This is a genomic window from Legionella maioricensis (assembly GCF_023618015.1).
Lineage (GTDB): Bacteria > Pseudomonadota > Gammaproteobacteria > Legionellales > Legionellaceae > Legionella > Legionella maioricensis.
In genome coordinates, this window is the sequence record NZ_JAJKBJ010000004.1 from 40,510 (window position 1) to 56,915 (window position 16,406).

Genomic DNA, 16,406 nt, shown 5'->3' on the forward strand with positions numbered 1-16,406 from the left:
TGAACGCCATAATCTGATTTATTTTTTTATAAAGGGTAATAATGGAATTTTTAAGTCAATACGGGCTGTTCTTATTAAAAACGTTAACTCTTGTGATTGCGGTCTTGCTCCTATTTGCCGGAATTTTTTCCATCAGTCGTAAACCAAAGCCCAAATTGGAAATTTCATCTCTTAATGAGCAATACGAACATATTACTTCTTTGATGCATAAAGAGATTCTGGGGAACAAACCTGAAAAGAAGAAAAAAAATAAAGACAAAAAACCCACGCTTTATGTGATAGATTTTTCCGGTGATATTAAAGCATCCCAAGTGGAGCAACTACGTGATGAGATTTCCGCTATTCTCAGTATAGCCAAACCCGAAGACGAAGTTCTTGTCAGATTGGATAGCCCTGGAGGAGCAGTTAATGGATATGGCCTGGCGGCATCACAATTACAACGCATTCGCGAAAAAAATATCCCCTTAACGGTCAGTATTGATAAAGTAGCGGCTAGCGGGGGTTATCTAATGGCATGCGTAGCAAACCATATTATTGCAGCCCCCTTTGCAATTATTGGTTCTATAGGTGTTGTCGCCCAGATTCCTAACTTTCACCGTTGGTTGAAAAAAAATAATATCGACATTGAATTATTAACCGCAGGAGAGTACAAGCGTACTTTAACTTTATTCGCAGAGAATACAGATAAAGGAAGAAAAAAATTCCAGGAAGATTTGGAAAAAATACACACTGCGTTCAGAAATTATGTCCTTACCAATCGTAATCAGCTTGATATAGACAAAGTATCGACCGGAGAGCATTGGCTAGCAACAGATGCCTTTAATCTTCGTTTAGTTGATAAATTATCCACTAGCGATGAATATCTTATAGGAAAAATGGCAAGCTATAAGGCATTCAAATTAACGATCCAGCCTAAAGCGTCCATAGTCAATAAACTACTGAAGCCTGCCATGCGATTAATGCATCCATGGGCTTGAGTAGCATCTCTCAGGGATGGTGTCTCAATCAACCACCATCCCAAAAACCAAATAACGATATATAATTAATATAACTACATTTTTCAAAGGAATAGATTATGAGCGATTTCAAATCCAAGCTGCCTGATTTTAAAGAATTATCTTCAATGACCAGCAAATTATATAAAGGGATTAAAGCGAGCGTGGAAGAGATAATTCAAGATTACAAACAAAAAAGAGCCGACGAAGAAGCAAAAAAAACAGCGGAAGCTCCCGCAGCTAAAACAGTAGTAACGCCTGAAAGTAAAACAGAAACACCTCCTGTAGAGGCTGCCGCCACTCCTGCCCCGCCTCCTCCTGCTCCAGTAGAAACAAAGGAAGAAGTAAAAGAAGAGGTTAAAGATTCTGACGAAACCAAATAGTTACAACAAAGAGGCAAACTGCATTATTTTTTAAGAATTAAATGGTTATTTCAAGACAATTGCTACCATTACAGTAGCGAGCGTAAGAGGAACTGCATTAATAATGTAGGTTGGTGCTGAGCGTCGCGAAGCCCAACAGCAGAGCCATCACTACTACATGCCAAAATAATGCCATGATTCTAATTTATTGTTGGGCTTCGCGACGCTCAGCACCAACCTACGGCAAATTTAGATCATAGTCTTTCCCGCTAAGCGGAAAGACATTACTGTTTTGGCATCATACCAATGCAAAAATGGATCCCCACCTACGTGGGAATTGACACGTTTCTATGCAACGTGTTGGGAGTTAAACAACAAAAATCCTTGGCTTGACGCGACTCAATCCACCTCTTTTTTCAATATAGGCTGGTTATTAACACGCCTCGTTAGCGTTTACGTGCCTCATGGATGAGGTAAAGAATTGTCTGGTTCGGGATCCAGTATCTCTTTTTCCTTATTGAATTCCCTGGCTTCTGCCTCCGTATCAATAGGTCCAATTTTGTTTTTTAACGTTTTTCTTGCTTCAGCTTCCGTATCATTTGGATCAAGCTTATTTTCCTCTGGCAAGATAACCTCTGCGGATTTAGAAGCCGTTTTTTCTTTAATTAATTGATGTAAATGTGGGGGATATGTAGGAATATTCATGATAGCAAATCCAAAATCACTCTATTTAGAGTATAGTACTATTTAGGTTTCTTGCCCTTTAACTCACCAACATCTAGAGCTTAATCACGTCATCTCGACTCTCACCACGTCATCTCGAGCGCAGCGAGAGATCTCCTGAAAGTAGCATACTACGTAATTTAGGAGATCTCACTACGCTCGATACGATACAGAGAAATGATGAAATGAATAAATTTTAGAGTTTCCTATCTTTCATTTTTATTTTCTAATGTTGATGTAAACAATATGAGACTCGTTCCCATGAGGGCACCCAATGCCGAACCGATGCCCGGTAACTTTAAGCTACCAATGATAGCCCCCAAACCCATTCCAATTGATATCTCAATGCTAATCCAAAAAGCACCAAATAAAACCTCAGGTATGTTTTCAGAAGATAAACTGGACAATTGGCGCGTTTTTTTATGGACTTTATATACAGTAACCCCACCAGTAATGACACCCCCTATTGCTGCGCCGAGAACCCCACCGATAATACCTCCTACGGTAATATCGGGATTAATATCAAAGAGAGGAGCGGCGCATCCATTACAAATTTTAAATGCATAACCAATAAACCCACCGGAGAATAAACCAACAGCGCCTCCAGTCAAAAGTCCAACTAAAGCTCCGACAATTGCAGCAACGTAGATATTAGGATTATTTATAAAGTTTAGAAGTTTATTGATGATATTTTGAATTTGTTTTTTAATGCTCATCTCTTCTTTAATTATCTTATTAATTCAGAGTCTTAGCATATCCCATTTACCTTTCCGTCTACAAGAAGCACCTGACTTAAAAAGAATAATGGTAAGCACTCACAGAGAGTATGTATATTTCGTCATTGCGAGCCTTGGCGAAGCAAGCCATAACGATACTTCATTGAAATCTGGGTTGCTTCACTTTGTTCGCAATGACGCCTTTTTTATCTGGTTCTCAAAGAATGGCATATGCCATGAGCACACACAATAAATATGGAAATCAACATTGGGAAGACTGGGTCTATTTATCTGTGTATGATATTTTAATGTTTTAACTCTCCCCCTGATTTTTAAAATTTATGTCAAGTAAAAACAAAAAAACAAAATTTAATCATAATACCTCTGTCCTAATTCAATCTGTATTTGTATTGTTAGGGACCCCTGTTTTTTTCTTGATAGATAGCCCCTGGTTAACTCCTCATTTTTTATATGGACAAGATATAACCAACGCAATTATGGTTTTGGTTTACAGTTGGTTCCTGCTTAATGCTAAAGGAAGAGTGTACTGGATCATGCTATTGATGACCTTTTGCGGTTTATGTGCTGAATGTATAAGCTCTTTGATCCTTACCTTATATCAATATCGTTTTAAAAATATCCCCCTGTACATACCTTTGGGGCATGCTCTTATATATGCCACAGTATACTATATTTGCAAACAATCCTGGGTTTGGAGAAATCATCGAGTAATAGAAAAATGCTTGGGCAAATTTGCTTTTGTAAGCGCTTTTATGTCGTTATTTATCTTAAATGATGTCGCTGGCTTTATTTGTTATATCGTTTTCTTAATTATCTTACACGACCGAAAAAAACCTCTATTTTATTTAAGCATGTTCGTTATGGTGTACTATATTGAGCTTTTTGGCACTGTTTTTTCCACGTGGTCATGGTATGGCGTTATCGGAAACCATCCTCACTTCCCTCCAATCGGTTATACCCCGTCAAGTATGGCAGGCCTATATCTTCTCGTTGATCTGGTGAGCTGCTCTGTGTATTTCTATGCTCAAAAGATAAGAAGATACCTTTGGACTATGGGTCTAAGTTTAAAATCAAAGACCCTGAATACTAGTGCTGCTTTTTAATAAGAAACTAAAGCTGCAAAGCCTTTTTCAGAACCTTTGCCCCATATTGCATATCAACTGCTACGGCCTTGGCCAATTCAAAATTTTTATCCACTAATACCAGTTCATTGGCACAACCACGCATAATAGTGGCCAGAGCACATGATTTCCCCACACTTCCTGTTCCTATAATTCCAATTTTCACTTGTTATTCCTCTTATAGGTGATGTCCTGGTTAAATTAACGGTTAAGTCTTGGCCTTTTGTACTTGTAAAAATCCGTTCATACATAGCTTTGACATCCCAACAGCTCCTGAAACAGCAAACAGTATTGGGATTAAAAAATTAAACTTAATTCGCGTAAGCTCAAAAATCAAGACAATTGCTGTAATAGGCATTTTTTGAGCAGCGGCCAGGAAGGCTGCTGCCCCAATAATCGCAAAAGCACTCAACGAAGTTTCCGGCCATAATAAATTCCAAAGCCCACCAAGTACCACAGCTAACAAAGCCCCATTTGCAAGCGATGGCGTCAATAAGCCTCCCTGTGCTCCAGAACCTAGACTGGACCAACAAATTAACACTCTCAACACCAGTAAAGTTAGGCTTAATTCAATCCCTACTACATTATCTAAATCATCAAACTCCATCTCTGCCGGACTTTTACCGTTGCCTAACAGAGAAGGAAAATACATGGCCAAAACGCCGATTAAAGTAAAATTAATAAAGCATATTATTGGCATATGCCAATTATGATGGGAGTGTGTTCGCGCTTTATTTGCTATCAAAATAAACCAATAAGCAGCATAACCAAAAATCGGACCGGCCAATATAGACCAAACGACCAAAGGATAACTGATATGTAAGTCGGGAATATGATAAAGAGGTTCATTGCCAAGGCCTATCCAGGAAATAACTACGGCAATAGCACAAGTAGTAAGCGCGGGGATAAGCACTGACCAATTAAAAGTACAAAGTAATACCTCCATGATAAATAATGCCCCTCCCAAGGGGACATTATAAACTGCGGCTAAACCAGCTCCTGCCCCACAGGCCAATAATATTGTTGCCTCATCAACACTTAACTTCAGTTTCGAGGCAAACCAAAAAGAAAATATTGCACCCACTTCTCTAGGAGCCACCTCGCGGCCTAAAGGAGATCCTAAGGCAATAGTAATGATTTGTAACAATGCGTGGATTATAGTAGCGCTCGGGGGCATCATTTTCTTGGTTTTCACCGCTTCTGCGATACTGACCAACGGTTTACCGAAGCGATAAAGAGCCCACCAACCTACTCCAGCGATTAAACCACACAACATAAGCACGATTACTCTTCGTAGCGGAGATGAGGCACTAACTCCTTCTAAAAAACTTTCGCTACTGATAATTTGCCCCAGGCTGTATCCGTAAGCAACATGCTGGAGGAAATGCAACAATAAAGCCAAAAGCATCGCAAAAAAGCCAGAGCCTATACCAACAATAATGGTGGCAATAAAAAGGGTTAAATATGAGGTAGTGGGTTGAGCTTTTTTGCGGATTGAACTCATTATTAATTTTCCACTGGCAATGAAATCAGCTATATATTTGAATGCAATTCAAATTTACTTCTTTAACGCTCAACTCTTTCAGGACGAGTTAATCCATACTTTCGCATTTTCTCAACTAAGGTTGTCCGCCTCATGTTCAGATAACTTGCAGCATGAGCCACTACCCAATCCGACTCATCTAAAGCCTGACTTATTAATGCCAGCTCAGTTTTTACCAGGTGCTCTTTCAAATCAATACCATCAGTATTAGATACCTGATCCTGGCTAATAATTTGCAATAAAGTCTCTCTTTCTGTACCTGATGAGCATACTTCCATATAAGAAGGTTTATATTCTCCTTGAAATCGGCGAGGTAAATCTTCCTTACATACAATTCCATTGGGGTAAAGAATAGATAATCGTTCAACCAAATTAGCCAACTCTCTGACATTACCTGGCCAACTGTATTGGCTTAACGCATCCATAGCATCGGGCATTAATCTTACTGTAGGTCTATTCTCTCCCTCAATTCGAGAGATCAGTTCATTAAACAAAAGCGATATGTCATTGCTTCTTTTTCTTAAAGGCGGCATTTCAATAGGAAATACATTAAGTCTATAAAATAAATCCTCTCTAAACTTACCTTCTTCTATTGCCACTTCCAAATTTCTATGGGTAGCCGCAATAATTCTAACATTCACATCAATGCTTTTATTAGATCCCACCCTCTCAAAACAACGCTCTTGCAAAACTCTTAATAACTTAACTTGCATTGCCAAGGGCATATCACCGATTTCATCAAGAAATAAAGTCCCACCATTTGCCAATTCAAAACGCCCTTGTCTGGAAGTAATGGCTCCAGTAAATGCCCCTTTTTCATGACCAAATAATTCACTTTCTAATAATTCTCCTGGAATCGCACCACAATTAATGGGTACAAATGGCTTATTCGCCCGAGATGAAAGTGCATGGATATTGCGAGCCACCACCTCTTTACCGGTTCCTGACTCGCCCAAAATTAAAACGCTGGCCTCAGTATCTGCCACCTGCTCTATTAATCTGCGTACTTGACGAACACTATCGCTATTGCCAACCAAACTTCGAAATAAAGGGGTTTTATGAGTACTTGCGGTAATAAATTTAACGGCTTCTTTTGCAATTTGACAACGATGTAACGATTCGAGCATTTGAGCGTAGCTAAAAGGAAAAGACAAACAGGCAACGACATTATGATCCGCACATTGAGTGGTGTTCAACCGTTCATCAATTACCAGAATAGGGACTTTAGAAAATTGCTTTACTAATGAGTCCAGTTCATCCAATGTCTTTTCAAAAGAAGAATGGGCACCAAGGATAATAACGCTTGGATTTGAATTAGTAATTATTTGCCAGGTAGCAAATTTGGTTACTTCAATAGATTGGCCAATAAAATCAAATATAGTGCGTAGCTTTTCGCAACGATCTTCGTTATCGTCAATGATAAAAATTCTCTCATTGCTACTCATAAACCCTTCCTTAAGGTTGAGTTGTTTGTCTTAAAGTATCGGACACTTTTCAAACAACTGTCAAATCCATGACGTTAAATTAACGCAACTGTCATAAAATAGATCACTAAATTTCTTTTATATTATTTTTAATAAACTATTCGTTCAGTCTTACTTGGACAAATTAAAATAAACTCTTAAAAATTATCGATAACAAACTATCATCTTAAAGGCATTACATTGATTACCAAAACACAGCTGTTGACTGCCAATTGATTTGGTTGCACGGACTTGGGTTTCTTTGACAAAATGCTTTGCCTGCATAAAACCCATACGACTACAAAAAGAATTAGCGGCTCTTAAGCCACAACCACGATTCTGGTCATAACACCAATCGACTCGATAATCATTATAGCGAGGAACGGCGAATCTTTTTTCCCGATAATGGTATGGTTTAGGCGGAACATGTGCTAAGCCGGTTGCGCAACCTATTGTCATAAAACCATTACAACGCCACCCGGTACATCTTGCCCGACTGTCCAGATAATTCGTTAAGCCCACGTTATAAGCAATTACATTCTGACTGGAATAATCATAACCTAATATTTGGCAATAGCGATTTGCTACAGCCTTACCACATTCTTTACCATCAAAAGTACAATAATCCAAACGCTCCCCCTGAAAGGTGGGATGCCAGAAATTTCTATAGGCTTTGTTATGCTTATCTGCAGCATTTAGCCCACCATTTAAAAAGCAGAGAAAAAATATAAGGACCAGTAAACTACGAAAATTGATCATTATAACAATCCTTTAGCGACAATATGCACATATTAGCCTAGGATGACCAGCAGGCACAATAGTGATGAATAACAACATGTTATGTAAATCAAGAGAAGTTCAGAGTTGTATTAGAGAATTTATAACGTTACATAGAAAATAGTGAGAACTATTTTTTCCTGTGCACAATATAAATCAGTATAGAGAAGCTTACTTAATATCCACTTAATCTACATATAAGGAACATCAATGTGGCATTCAATTTTAATGTATGAGTTGCTTGAAAAAATTCCCAAGGAAAATAGAAGTGAAGGCAAAGATTTTTTGGATAAGCTTTTTTTAACAGTTCGCCAAGTAAAGCACAACCCTGAAATAGAGTTTTTTTTACTGCTTGTTGAAAAATCTTTTTTAAGATTTGAAGAAGCCCCCCCAAGCTCAGTAACTTTAACTGAATTTTCCAGGCATATTATGGGATTAACCCTGCTCTGTCTTAAAATGAGTAATGATAAGGCTATCTGGAATGATGATTTTATTCCGTATTTAGCTCCCATTAAGAAATATCTAGAGATGGATGAGTCTAAAAGACCAATTTTGCATCTCAATGAGTTTGAAAGAAAAACATTCAGGGATTTAGAGTACAGCCTAAAAATTGATGTCGATCACTTCATGTCCATTATAGAAGATTATGGCACTTTCCAAACGACTCAATTTTTGGTTGATTCTTTCAAGAGATTAAAGACAGATAATTCATCAGAATTTAAAATAGAAAAATTAGAAAAGCTACTAGAACAGCAACGGATGGAACAACAAAACAAGACGGCAGAGGAAGTCCAAACTCAAAAAGTGATACGCATATACGAAAAAAAAATAAACAAATTACCAGTAACATTTGACGAAGCCAACACCAAGGAACTTGTTCAAAAGCGTCGTATCGAGTTGTTACACCAATTAAACATTATCACTGCCCAATTAGCGATATCAGTCCCGCTGAAAACAAGTGGAGAAGAGCCTCGGATTAGCGTTGCCATCACGGAAAAAACCAAGGCAATTAATTCCATGGCACAACAACTGGAAGAACACATCCTAAAAGAACAACATCAACGCCAGCAGGAAGAGGCACAAAAGAGGGACGCAGATCAGGTTATCAAAGATTACGTACAACTATTAAATGGATTGTCAGTAACATTTGACAAAACCACCACCGTGGAACTGGTTCGTGAGCGTCGCGATGAGTTGTTATACCAATTAAACTCTATCATTGCCCATAACAAAAATACCGTATTAGCTGCACTGGCAACTCTGCAGATAGACGGAGAACTTCCTCAAATTAATGCCGCCATCGCGGAAAAAACCATGGCAATTAATTCCATGGCACAACAACTGGAAGAACACATCCTAAAAGAGCAACGTCAACGCCAGCAGGAAGAGGCACAAAAGAGGGACGCAGATCAGGTTATCAAAGATTACGTACAACTATTAAATGGATTGCCGGTAACATTTGACAAAGCCACCACAGTGGAGCTGGTCGATGAGCGTCGCGATGAGTTATTACACCAGTTAAGCACTATCATTGCCCATAACAAAAGTGAGGTATTGGCTGCACTGGCAACTCTGCAAATAAACGGAGAGCCTCCTCAAATTACTGCTGCTATTATCGAGAAAACCACTGCAATTAATTCCCTGGCACAACAAGTGGTCTTACAAATTCAATTGGCAGAGGAGCATCACTTCGAACAAGAACGTTTGAGAACACAAAGCATACAAGAAGAGCCTTATCGACAAAGTGAGTTAAACACTGATTCATCATCCTTATCGAATATTAGTATGATGATTTTAGGTGGTTTTATAGCCACGGCTGGCATTGCTGCCGTGGCCATAGCATTTACAGTGCTTAATGCGGCTACTTTGGGTATTCCAGGAATTGTAGTAGCCTGCATCGGAGTTGCAGCAGCCCTCTCAGGAATCGGACTATTTGCCACAGGCACTTATAAAAATAGAACAATAATCCCTGAGGAGTTGACGAATATTACAAACGAAATAGTTTTTCAGTAAACTGTAATCTTTATTCTGCTCTCCTGAGAACTGTATTGCACATAATTTATTGCCGTCACCTCAGTTGAGCTTTAAAAGTTAGCTTATTGTTAGTTGGAGCTTTTTCAGGCCCAATATCGGTTCAGCGAGTCATTATTAAATAGGATTATTGCTGTCTATAAACAGATGCTCTAATTCAAAATAGTGCGAAAGATATTGGCCTAATGATTGAATTCCATATCGTTCCGTTGCGTGATGCCCGCATGAATAATATTGAATCCCTAATTCTTTAGCCTGGTAATAAGTACGTTCTGAAATTTCCCCACTAAGATAAGCATCAACACCTAATCTATCTGCCTCTTCAATAAAATCCTGCGCGGCCCCACTACACCAGGCTATAGAAGTAATTATTTTATTATTTCCTGCGATATGCAAAGGTTTGCGCCCGAATTTTTTTTCTAAAAACTCCGTAAATAGCTGGCTTTTCATAGGATTAGATAATTTACCCGACCAAAGAAGATTCTCGGTATTACCTGCTTTGTGCATTTGAACTGACTCTACTAACAATAATTTTGCCAAACAGGCATTATTGCCAAGCTCAAAATGACAATCCAAAGGCAAATGATAAGCGAATAAATTAATGTTATGGTTCACCAATTTAGCAATTCTTTGGCGCTTCATGCCGGTAATGACAGGATCTTCACCTCGCCAAAAATAACCATGATGTACTAAAAGCGCATCTGCCTGCCAGGCAACTGCCTGAGAAATAACTTCTTCCGAGGCAGTTACGGCAGTACAAATCCGCTTGATTTTTTCCTCGCCTTCAACCTGAAGGCCGTTTGGCGCATAATCATTATAGCGAGCACAATTCAAAAACTCGTGCAAATAAAGAGATAACTCGTTACGTGTAATCACCTTTCAGAAACTCGCTTGATATCTGCACCCAATAGAGATAATTTTTCCTCTATACGCTCATAACCTCTATCCACGTGGTAAATACGCTCAACAGCTGTTTCGCCTTCAGCAACCAACCCCGCTAAAATCAAACTTGCAGAGGCTCGTAAGTCTGTTGCCATCACTGGAGCACCCGTTAATTTTTCAACCCCATTAATAATAGCGGTATTACCATTGAGTTGAATTTGAGCCCCCATACGTTGTAATTCCTGCACGTGCATAAACCGATTTTCAAATATTGTTTCAACTATAGTAGAAGATCCTTCAGCTACAGAGTTCATAGCCATAAACTGAGCCTGCATATCCGTTGCAAATGCAGGATAAGGCGCTGTAGAAATATTTACCGCTTGAGGACGTTTACCATGCATATTTAAACTGACCCAATCTTCCCCTATGGTCAATTCTGCACCGGCCTCTTCAAATTTACATAGTTGAGATAACAAGGTATCAGGCCGCACCCGCTTCACTGTAACATGACCTCGAGTGAGCGCACCTGCTGCAAGATAAGTACCCGCCTCAATACGATCTGACATCACTGAATACGTGCCACCAGCAAGGGCTTCAACGCCTTCAACCTCTATAGTTGATGTTCCAGCACCAGAAATTTTAGCGCCCATTTGGATCAGGAAATTAGCCAGATCCACTACTTCAGGTTCCCGTGCTGCATTTTTAATAATCGTAGTTCCTTCCGCAAGCACAGCCGCCATTAATATATTTTCGGTACCAGTAACGGTAACTGTATCGAACATTAAACGCTTGCCTTGCAATCGCCCTTTTTTGCAACGTGCATTAATATAGCCGTTTTTAACAGTTATATCAGCCCCCATTGCTTTTAGCGCTTTTAAATGTAAATCGACAGGTCGTGTACCAATAGCACAACCACCAGGCAAAGAAACATCCGCTTTACCAAAACGAGCAAGCATAGGCCCCAATACCAAAATTGATGCGCGCATGGTTTTAACTAAATCATAAGGTGCCACAAACTCGTTTACCTGACTGGCATCGACCTGAACATTCATTTTTTCATCAACGATTAAATGAGCACCCAGTTGGCCTAACAGCTCCATCATTGTAGTAATGTCTTTAAGATGAGGAACATTTGAAATTGTTACATGGTCACTAGCAAGCAAGCTTGCAGCCATAATGGGCAAGGCTGCATTTTTTGCACCGGAAATAACCACTTCCCCATTTAATGCTTTACCACCATTTATCAATAATTTATCCACGTTGCTTCCCCCATTCTTCTTTTGTCCATGTCTTCATGCTTAACGCATGAAGCATTCCGGTGGTAATCAAGTCTTTTAGTTGTGCATAGACCCATTGCTGTCTTGCCACTTTGGACTTATCCAGAAAGATGTCAGTTACTATTGTTAATTGATATTGATAACCATCACCTTCTACCTTTACATAAGACACATGTTCCATGTCTTTAAATCTTTGTTCAATTTCTTCATTACTTAACATAAAGTTAGCTCACTAATTGAAATAAATACAATTTTTTTATAACTGCTATAGAAAAATAAAATGGGAGGGTAGTACCTCCATTCCAAAAGAGTATGCGATATTAATTTATATCATAGGCACAAGCCTGCTTTAGGCAGGCTTATATTTCTAGCGGATGAGGATTAGTTACTTACTCAGGTTTTATATTCAAGCTGTTTCTAAAATACTCTTTACCCCACAAAATTCAGCCAAAGATTGAGTCTCAGGCGATATTCCAATCACTTCAAAAATCTTGTTATTCTGTTTACACAATTTGCTGGCCTCAATCAATAACGCCAAGCCAGCACTATCACAATGCGTCACTTCACTTAAGTCAAGACAAAATCTGTCGCTTGGATCTTCCATGAGCGCTTTATAGAGTTTCGCTCGAACAGATATCACTGACTGAAATGTGAGAAGCGGTCCTGGTTTAAATTTAATTAATTCCACAATTATGCGGCCTTTTTACTTTGCTTTTGCTGCATTTGGCGAATTACTTCGTTAATGCTTGAATGCTGCAATACTTGGGCAAATTGCGATCTGAAACTTTGGAGTAAACTCACACCCTCAACACTTATATCATATATTTTCCATTGGCCATTCTTGGAAACCAAACTATAACTTAGTGGGATATTTTGACCTTCTGAACGAACAATAACGCTGTTTACACGCATAAATCGGCTGTTTAATGTTCCTCTTAATGGTAAAAATTGTACTGTTTCATCAGAGTATTGAGCTAAAGGACTGGAATAGGTACGAATAACTAAGCGAGTAAAGGCTTTGGAAAACTGGGCTCTTTCAGAAGGTGTTGCCTTATTCCATGCTTGTCTCCCTAAAACAGAACGCGACATGCCAGCCACATCCACGTTGGGCAAAAGATGGGTTTCGACTGCACTATAAATAATGCCGGGATTACTCTTTAAATTGCTCTTATTTGCCTTAAGAGTTGCAATAATTGCATTAGCAGCTCGTTCTAACATAGGTACGGGTGATGGCTGAGCAAGCATGGTTTGCGATAAAGACATACAAGCAACTAATAAAATTGTTTTAAGTACCTTCATGGTTCACCTATTTTTTAATATTAAATAATAATTGACCTATAAGATTCTCAAGAATAATTGCTTCTTGAGTTTTAGCGATCACATCTCCCTCACGTAAGTAAGGATGATCTTTACTGTCTTCATCTTCAAAACCTGGAACAATACTAATATAATTGGAGCCAAGCAAGCCTTCGGTCAAAATTCGTGCAGATGCATCCTCATAAGGTATCTTTTTGTCGCCTCGTAAAGTCATAGTAACTTTGGCATTAAGCTCCCCGGGTTGCAATTCAATACGACTCACTTCCCCAATTCGAACTCCAGCAACTGTAACTGGTGCACGAACCTTTAAACCACCTATATCAGTAAAGTCTGCTGTCACTTGATAGCCTTTATGGGACATGAAATCAGAAATATTACTGACTTTCATTACCATTACGAATAAAGCCAATAGGCCTAGCAACATAAATATCCCCACACTTATGTCTACGTAACGTTGCTTATTCATTTACCAATCTCCAATCATCATTGCAGTCAACATAAAATCGAGCCCTAAAACAGCAAGCGAGGAATATACTACAGTCCTAGTCGTCGCTTGACTAATGCCCTCCGCTGTAGGCACACACTCAAACCCCTGGAATACTGCAATCCAGGTTGCTACAAAAGCAAAAACTATACTCTTGATAATTCCACTTAATATATCTATACGAAAATTAACTGCTGCCTGCATATTGGACCAAAAACTTCCATCATCGACACCAAGCCAATGCACACCGATAAAGTACCCGCCATAAATAGCGACTGCTGAAAAAATTAACGCCAGAACAGGTAAAGAAATAAACCCGGCTATAAAGCGGGGATATATTACTCGGCCCAGAGGGTCAACACCCATCATATCCATACTGGATAATTGTTCTGTCGCTTTCATCAAACCGATTTCTGCTGTTAAAGCAGAACCAGCACGCCCGGCAAACAACAGGGCGCTGACCACGGGACCTAACTCCCTAGCAATACTTAAAGCCAATAACTGACCTAACTGGCTGGCCGCTCCAAATTTTTGTAAGGTATTATAACCTTGCAGTCCCACTACCATACCAATAAACAAAGCGGAAACGACTATAATCAAACAGGATAACACACCAACAAAATAAAGTTGATGGCGTAATAACGGCCATAATCTGGGAACATCAGGCCGTCTCAACAGCATAGCAAATAAAAATAGTCCTGAACCACCAATGCGTTGCAAAATAGATGCGCCACGATTACCAAGACGCGCAATTGTCTCAAGCATCTAATAATTCCTCCGTATAGGGCCTTGCTGGATAATGAAAAGGCACCACCCCATCAGCTTCTCCATGCATAAATTGTTTCACCCGGGGCTCTGAAGATGCAATCAACTCAGCCGGAGTCCCCTGTCCTATAATCTTTCCACCAGCGATTAAGTAAATATAATCCGCAATAGAACATGTTTCTTCAACATCATGTGACACAATAATGGTTGTTGTTTGCAACAACTCGTTCAAGCGTTTTATTAAACGAACCAAAACCCCCATAGAGATAGGATCTTGTCCAGTGAACGGCTCATCATACATCATGAGTTGCGGATCAAGTGCTATAGTTCGAGCTAATGCCACTCGTCTGGACATCCCTCCCGAGAGTTGATCAGGCATCAAATTTGCCGCGCCACGCAACCCAACCGCCTCAAGCTTCATGAGTACTATATCACGTAACATGGAAGGATTTAATTCGGTATGTTCTCTCAAAGGAAAAGCAACGTTCTCAAATACAGAAAGGTCGGTAAATAACGCACTACTCTGAAAAAGTAATCCCATATTACGTCTTGCCTCATACAGCGCTTTACGAGATAAACGATGTATATTCTCACCCAGAACACGGATTTCGCCAGAGTCAGGCGTTAATTGGGCGCCAATTAATTGTAATAAAGTCGTTTTTCCAGAACCGCTAGGCCCCATGATGGCAGTGATTTTGCCTTGTTTAACCACCATATCAATATCATTAAAAATGTAGCGGTCACCCCTTGTAAAGATCAGATTTTGAATTTCGACCCAATTTTCAGGCATGCTCTCATTTCCACTTTTAGTCAGAATTTAGAAGTATATACTGCTTCGCAAAAAAATGCGGTTTTTAATTGCATTTGAATAAAAAAAAATTTGGATCATGAAAAAAAATAAGGTTACATCAATCAAAAACATTATGTTAGAATGAAAAATACGCAAAAGACAAACTATATAAACTATGAATTTTTGCACACTTGGACTAGCAGTAATTGAAACTGAAGCACAAGCTGTCTTTGAACTAACCCAGCGAATCGATGCCCGATTTGAAAAAGCCTGTGAATTATTATTGGCTTGTAAAGGTCGTATTGTGGTCACTGGAATGGGAAAGTCCGGTCATATTGCTAATAAATTAGCGGCAACCTTTTCCAGTACAGGAAGCCCTGCTTTTTTTATGCATCCCGGAGAGGCAAGTCATGGTGATTTGGGGATGATCACACGCCAGGACACCGTAGTTGCAATTTCCCATTCAGGAAATACCCATGAAATTGTTACTTTACTTCCTTTATTAAAACGGTTGGAAGTCCCACTTATTGCCCTTACAGGTAATGTTGACTCCATATTAGCTAAAACAGCCGATGTTAATTTAGATGTCAGTATCAAACAAGAAGCCTGCCCCCTTGGTCTTGCTCCAACAACCAGTACTACAGTTTCCCTGGTTATGGGGGATGCCTTGGCTATCGCCCTTTTGCAAGCCCGGGGGTTTAGTGCTGAAGATTTTGCCTTATCACACCCCGGAGGCAGCTTGGGTAAAAGGCTTCTGCTTCGTATCGATGAATTATGTCATACAGGAAGCCAGCTGCCATTAATGAATCAAAATGCAACAATCAGCGAAGCGTTAATTGAGGTCACGGATAAAAAATTGGGAATGACCTGTGTCATTGATAACCAAGGCTATCTGGTCGGTGTTTATACGGATGGCGATGTACGCCGAACCTTAACTCGTCAATTCGACATTAATACGACCCAAATTAAAGAAGTAATGACAAAGAATGCAAGAACGATTCGCAAAGGCATGCTTGCCGCAGAAGCCTTGGCTATTATGCAAAAATACAGCATTACCTCATTAGTAGTCATTGATGATGATAACAGACCTCACGCCGTGCTCCATTTACATGACTTGCTAAAAGCTGGCGTTTTTTAAA

19 protein-coding genes are annotated in these 16,406 nt (G+C 39.4%); 5 read left to right on the forward strand and 14 right to left on the reverse strand.

Annotated elements, in window-relative coordinates; translation table 11 throughout:
* Positions 1-41 precede the first annotated feature (41 nt).
* Both sohB and LOX96_RS05055 read left to right on the forward strand, forming a co-directional pair.
* Positions 42-977, forward strand: a complete 936-nt coding sequence (gene sohB, locus LOX96_RS05050) for a protease SohB (protein ID WP_250423553.1) — start codon at positions 42-44, stop codon at positions 975-977.
* Positions 978-1,075: 98 nt separating this feature from the next.
* Positions 1,076-1,378, forward strand: a complete 303-nt coding sequence (locus LOX96_RS05055) for a hypothetical protein (protein WP_250423554.1) — start codon at positions 1,076-1,078, stop codon at positions 1,376-1,378.
* A 441-nt stretch (positions 1,379-1,819) separates the two neighbouring features.
* On the opposite strand, the gene LOX96_RS05060 is transcribed toward LOX96_RS05055, so the two are convergent.
* Positions 1,820-2,062: a hypothetical protein gene (locus tag LOX96_RS05060; protein WP_250423556.1), complete on the reverse strand. Its 243-nt coding sequence runs from the start codon at positions 2,060-2,062 to the stop codon at positions 1,820-1,822.
* Positions 2,063-2,286: 224 nt separating this feature from the next.
* Positions 2,287-2,796 carry a hypothetical protein gene (locus LOX96_RS05065; RefSeq protein ID WP_250423558.1) on the reverse strand — a complete coding sequence of 170 codons (510 nt, stop codon included), beginning with the start codon at positions 2,794-2,796 and terminating at the stop codon, positions 2,287-2,289.
* 341 nt (positions 2,797-3,137) lie between these two features.
* Here LOX96_RS05065 and LOX96_RS05070 point away from each other — a divergent pair, with 341 nt between their 5' ends.
* Entirely contained in the window at positions 3,138-3,920 is a 783-nt protein-coding gene (locus LOX96_RS05070; RefSeq protein WP_250423560.1) for a hypothetical protein, read from the forward strand.
* Between the two features lie 7 nt (positions 3,921-3,927).
* On the opposite strand, the gene LOX96_RS05075 is transcribed toward LOX96_RS05070, so the two are convergent.
* The 4 genes from LOX96_RS05075 to LOX96_RS05090 all read right to left on the reverse strand — a co-directional run bounded on the left by LOX96_RS05075 (position 3,928) and on the right by LOX96_RS05090 (position 7,703).
* Complete coding sequence (locus LOX96_RS05075; RefSeq protein WP_250423561.1) at positions 3,928-4,104, reverse strand: lactate/malate family dehydrogenase; 177 nt, start codon at positions 4,102-4,104, stop codon at positions 3,928-3,930.
* A 42-nt stretch (positions 4,105-4,146) separates the two neighbouring features.
* Positions 4,147-5,442 carry a chloride channel protein gene (locus LOX96_RS05080; RefSeq protein WP_250423562.1) on the reverse strand — a complete coding sequence of 432 codons (1,296 nt, stop codon included), beginning with the start codon at positions 5,440-5,442 and terminating at the stop codon, positions 4,147-4,149.
* A gap of 62 nt (positions 5,443-5,504) precedes the next feature.
* Positions 5,505-6,926, reverse strand: coding sequence for a sigma-54 dependent transcriptional regulator (locus tag LOX96_RS05085; RefSeq protein WP_250423563.1), 1,422 nt, complete (start codon positions 6,924-6,926; stop codon positions 5,505-5,507).
* Between the two features lie 183 nt (positions 6,927-7,109).
* A complete protein-coding gene (locus LOX96_RS05090) occupies positions 7,110-7,703 on the reverse strand; it encodes a hypothetical protein (protein ID WP_250423566.1) in 594 nt (197 codons plus the stop codon).
* Between the two features lie 228 nt (positions 7,704-7,931).
* On the opposite strand from LOX96_RS05090, the gene LOX96_RS05095 reads away from it, so the two are divergent.
* On the forward strand, positions 7,932-9,734 hold the full coding sequence (locus LOX96_RS05095; RefSeq protein ID WP_250456353.1) for a hypothetical protein: 1,803 nt from the start codon (positions 7,932-7,934) through the stop codon (positions 9,732-9,734).
* A 135-nt stretch (positions 9,735-9,869) separates the two neighbouring features.
* Here LOX96_RS05095 and LOX96_RS05100 read toward each other — a convergent pair whose 3' ends face one another.
* The 8 genes from LOX96_RS05100 to LOX96_RS05135 all read right to left on the reverse strand — a co-directional run bounded on the left by LOX96_RS05100 (position 9,870) and on the right by LOX96_RS05135 (position 15,267).
* Entirely contained in the window at positions 9,870-10,628 is a 759-nt protein-coding gene (locus tag LOX96_RS05100) for a Nif3-like dinuclear metal center hexameric protein (RefSeq protein WP_250420966.1), read from the reverse strand.
* Positions 10,625-11,893: a UDP-N-acetylglucosamine 1-carboxyvinyltransferase gene (gene murA / locus LOX96_RS05105; RefSeq protein WP_250420967.1), complete on the reverse strand. Its 1,269-nt coding sequence runs from the start codon at positions 11,891-11,893 to the stop codon at positions 10,625-10,627. The genes LOX96_RS05100 and murA overlap by 4 nt, the downstream gene beginning before the upstream one ends.
* On the reverse strand, positions 11,886-12,131 hold the full coding sequence (locus LOX96_RS05110) for a BolA family protein (protein ID WP_250420968.1): 246 nt from the start codon (positions 12,129-12,131) through the stop codon (positions 11,886-11,888). The genes murA and LOX96_RS05110 overlap by 8 nt, the downstream gene beginning before the upstream one ends.
* Before the next feature lie 186 nt (positions 12,132-12,317).
* The gene (locus LOX96_RS05115; RefSeq protein ID WP_250420969.1) at positions 12,318-12,599 is read right to left on the reverse strand and encodes an STAS domain-containing protein; all 282 of its coding nucleotides are present in this window, start codon (positions 12,597-12,599) and stop codon (positions 12,318-12,320) included.
* A gap of 2 nt (positions 12,600-12,601) precedes the next feature.
* A complete protein-coding gene (locus LOX96_RS05120; RefSeq protein ID WP_250420970.1) occupies positions 12,602-13,210 on the reverse strand; it encodes an MlaC/ttg2D family ABC transporter substrate-binding protein in 609 nt (202 codons plus the stop codon).
* A 7-nt stretch (positions 13,211-13,217) separates the two neighbouring features.
* Complete coding sequence (gene mlaD, locus LOX96_RS05125; protein WP_250420971.1) at positions 13,218-13,694, reverse strand: outer membrane lipid asymmetry maintenance protein MlaD; 477 nt, start codon at positions 13,692-13,694, stop codon at positions 13,218-13,220.
* The gene (mlaE, locus tag LOX96_RS05130; protein ID WP_250420972.1) at positions 13,695-14,477 is read right to left on the reverse strand and encodes a lipid asymmetry maintenance ABC transporter permease subunit MlaE; all 783 of its coding nucleotides are present in this window, start codon (positions 14,475-14,477) and stop codon (positions 13,695-13,697) included.
* A complete protein-coding gene (locus tag LOX96_RS05135; protein WP_250420973.1) occupies positions 14,470-15,267 on the reverse strand; it encodes an ATP-binding cassette domain-containing protein in 798 nt (265 codons plus the stop codon). The genes mlaE and LOX96_RS05135 overlap by 8 nt, the downstream gene beginning before the upstream one ends.
* A gap of 175 nt (positions 15,268-15,442) precedes the next feature.
* Here LOX96_RS05135 and LOX96_RS05140 point away from each other — a divergent pair, with 175 nt between their 5' ends.
* The gene (locus tag LOX96_RS05140; protein WP_250420974.1) at positions 15,443-16,405 is read left to right on the forward strand and encodes a KpsF/GutQ family sugar-phosphate isomerase; all 963 of its coding nucleotides are present in this window, start codon (positions 15,443-15,445) and stop codon (positions 16,403-16,405) included.
* Position 16,406: the final 1 nt, after the last annotated feature.

Coding starts and splice junctions, on each gene's coding strand:
- sohB (WP_250423553.1), top strand. CDS start 42: ATGGAATTTTTAAGTCAATACGGGCTGTTCTTATTAAAAACGTTAACT.
- LOX96_RS05055 (WP_250423554.1), top strand. CDS start 1,076: ATGAGCGATTTCAAATCCAAGCTGCCTGATTTTAAAGAATTATCTTCA.
- LOX96_RS05060 (WP_250423556.1), bottom strand. CDS start 2,062: ATGAATATTCCTACATATCCCCCACATTTACATCAATTAATTAAAGAA.
- LOX96_RS05065 (WP_250423558.1), bottom strand. CDS start 2,796: ATGAGCATTAAAAAACAAATTCAAAATATCATCAATAAACTTCTAAAC.
- LOX96_RS05070 (WP_250423560.1), top strand. CDS start 3,138: ATGTCAAGTAAAAACAAAAAAACAAAATTTAATCATAATACCTCTGTC.
- LOX96_RS05080 (WP_250423562.1), bottom strand. CDS start 5,442: ATGAGTTCAATCCGCAAAAAAGCTCAACCCACTACCTCATATTTAACC.
- LOX96_RS05085 (WP_250423563.1), bottom strand. CDS start 6,926: ATGAGTAGCAATGAGAGAATTTTTATCATTGACGATAACGAAGATCGT.
- LOX96_RS05090 (WP_250423566.1), bottom strand. CDS start 7,703: ATGATCAATTTTCGTAGTTTACTGGTCCTTATATTTTTTCTCTGCTTT.
- LOX96_RS05095 (WP_250456353.1), top strand. CDS start 7,932: ATGTGGCATTCAATTTTAATGTATGAGTTGCTTGAAAAAATTCCCAAG.
- LOX96_RS05110 (WP_250420968.1), bottom strand. CDS start 12,131: ATGTTAAGTAATGAAGAAATTGAACAAAGATTTAAAGACATGGAACAT.
- LOX96_RS05120 (WP_250420970.1), bottom strand. CDS start 13,210: ATGAAGGTACTTAAAACAATTTTATTAGTTGCTTGTATGTCTTTATCG.
- mlaD (WP_250420971.1), bottom strand. CDS start 13,694: ATGAATAAGCAACGTTACGTAGACATAAGTGTGGGGATATTTATGTTG.
- mlaE (WP_250420972.1), bottom strand. CDS start 14,477: ATGCTTGAGACAATTGCGCGTCTTGGTAATCGTGGCGCATCTATTTTG.
- LOX96_RS05135 (WP_250420973.1), bottom strand. CDS start 15,267: ATGCCTGAAAATTGGGTCGAAATTCAAAATCTGATCTTTACAAGGGGT.
- LOX96_RS05140 (WP_250420974.1), top strand. CDS start 15,443: ATGAATTTTTGCACACTTGGACTAGCAGTAATTGAAACTGAAGCACAA.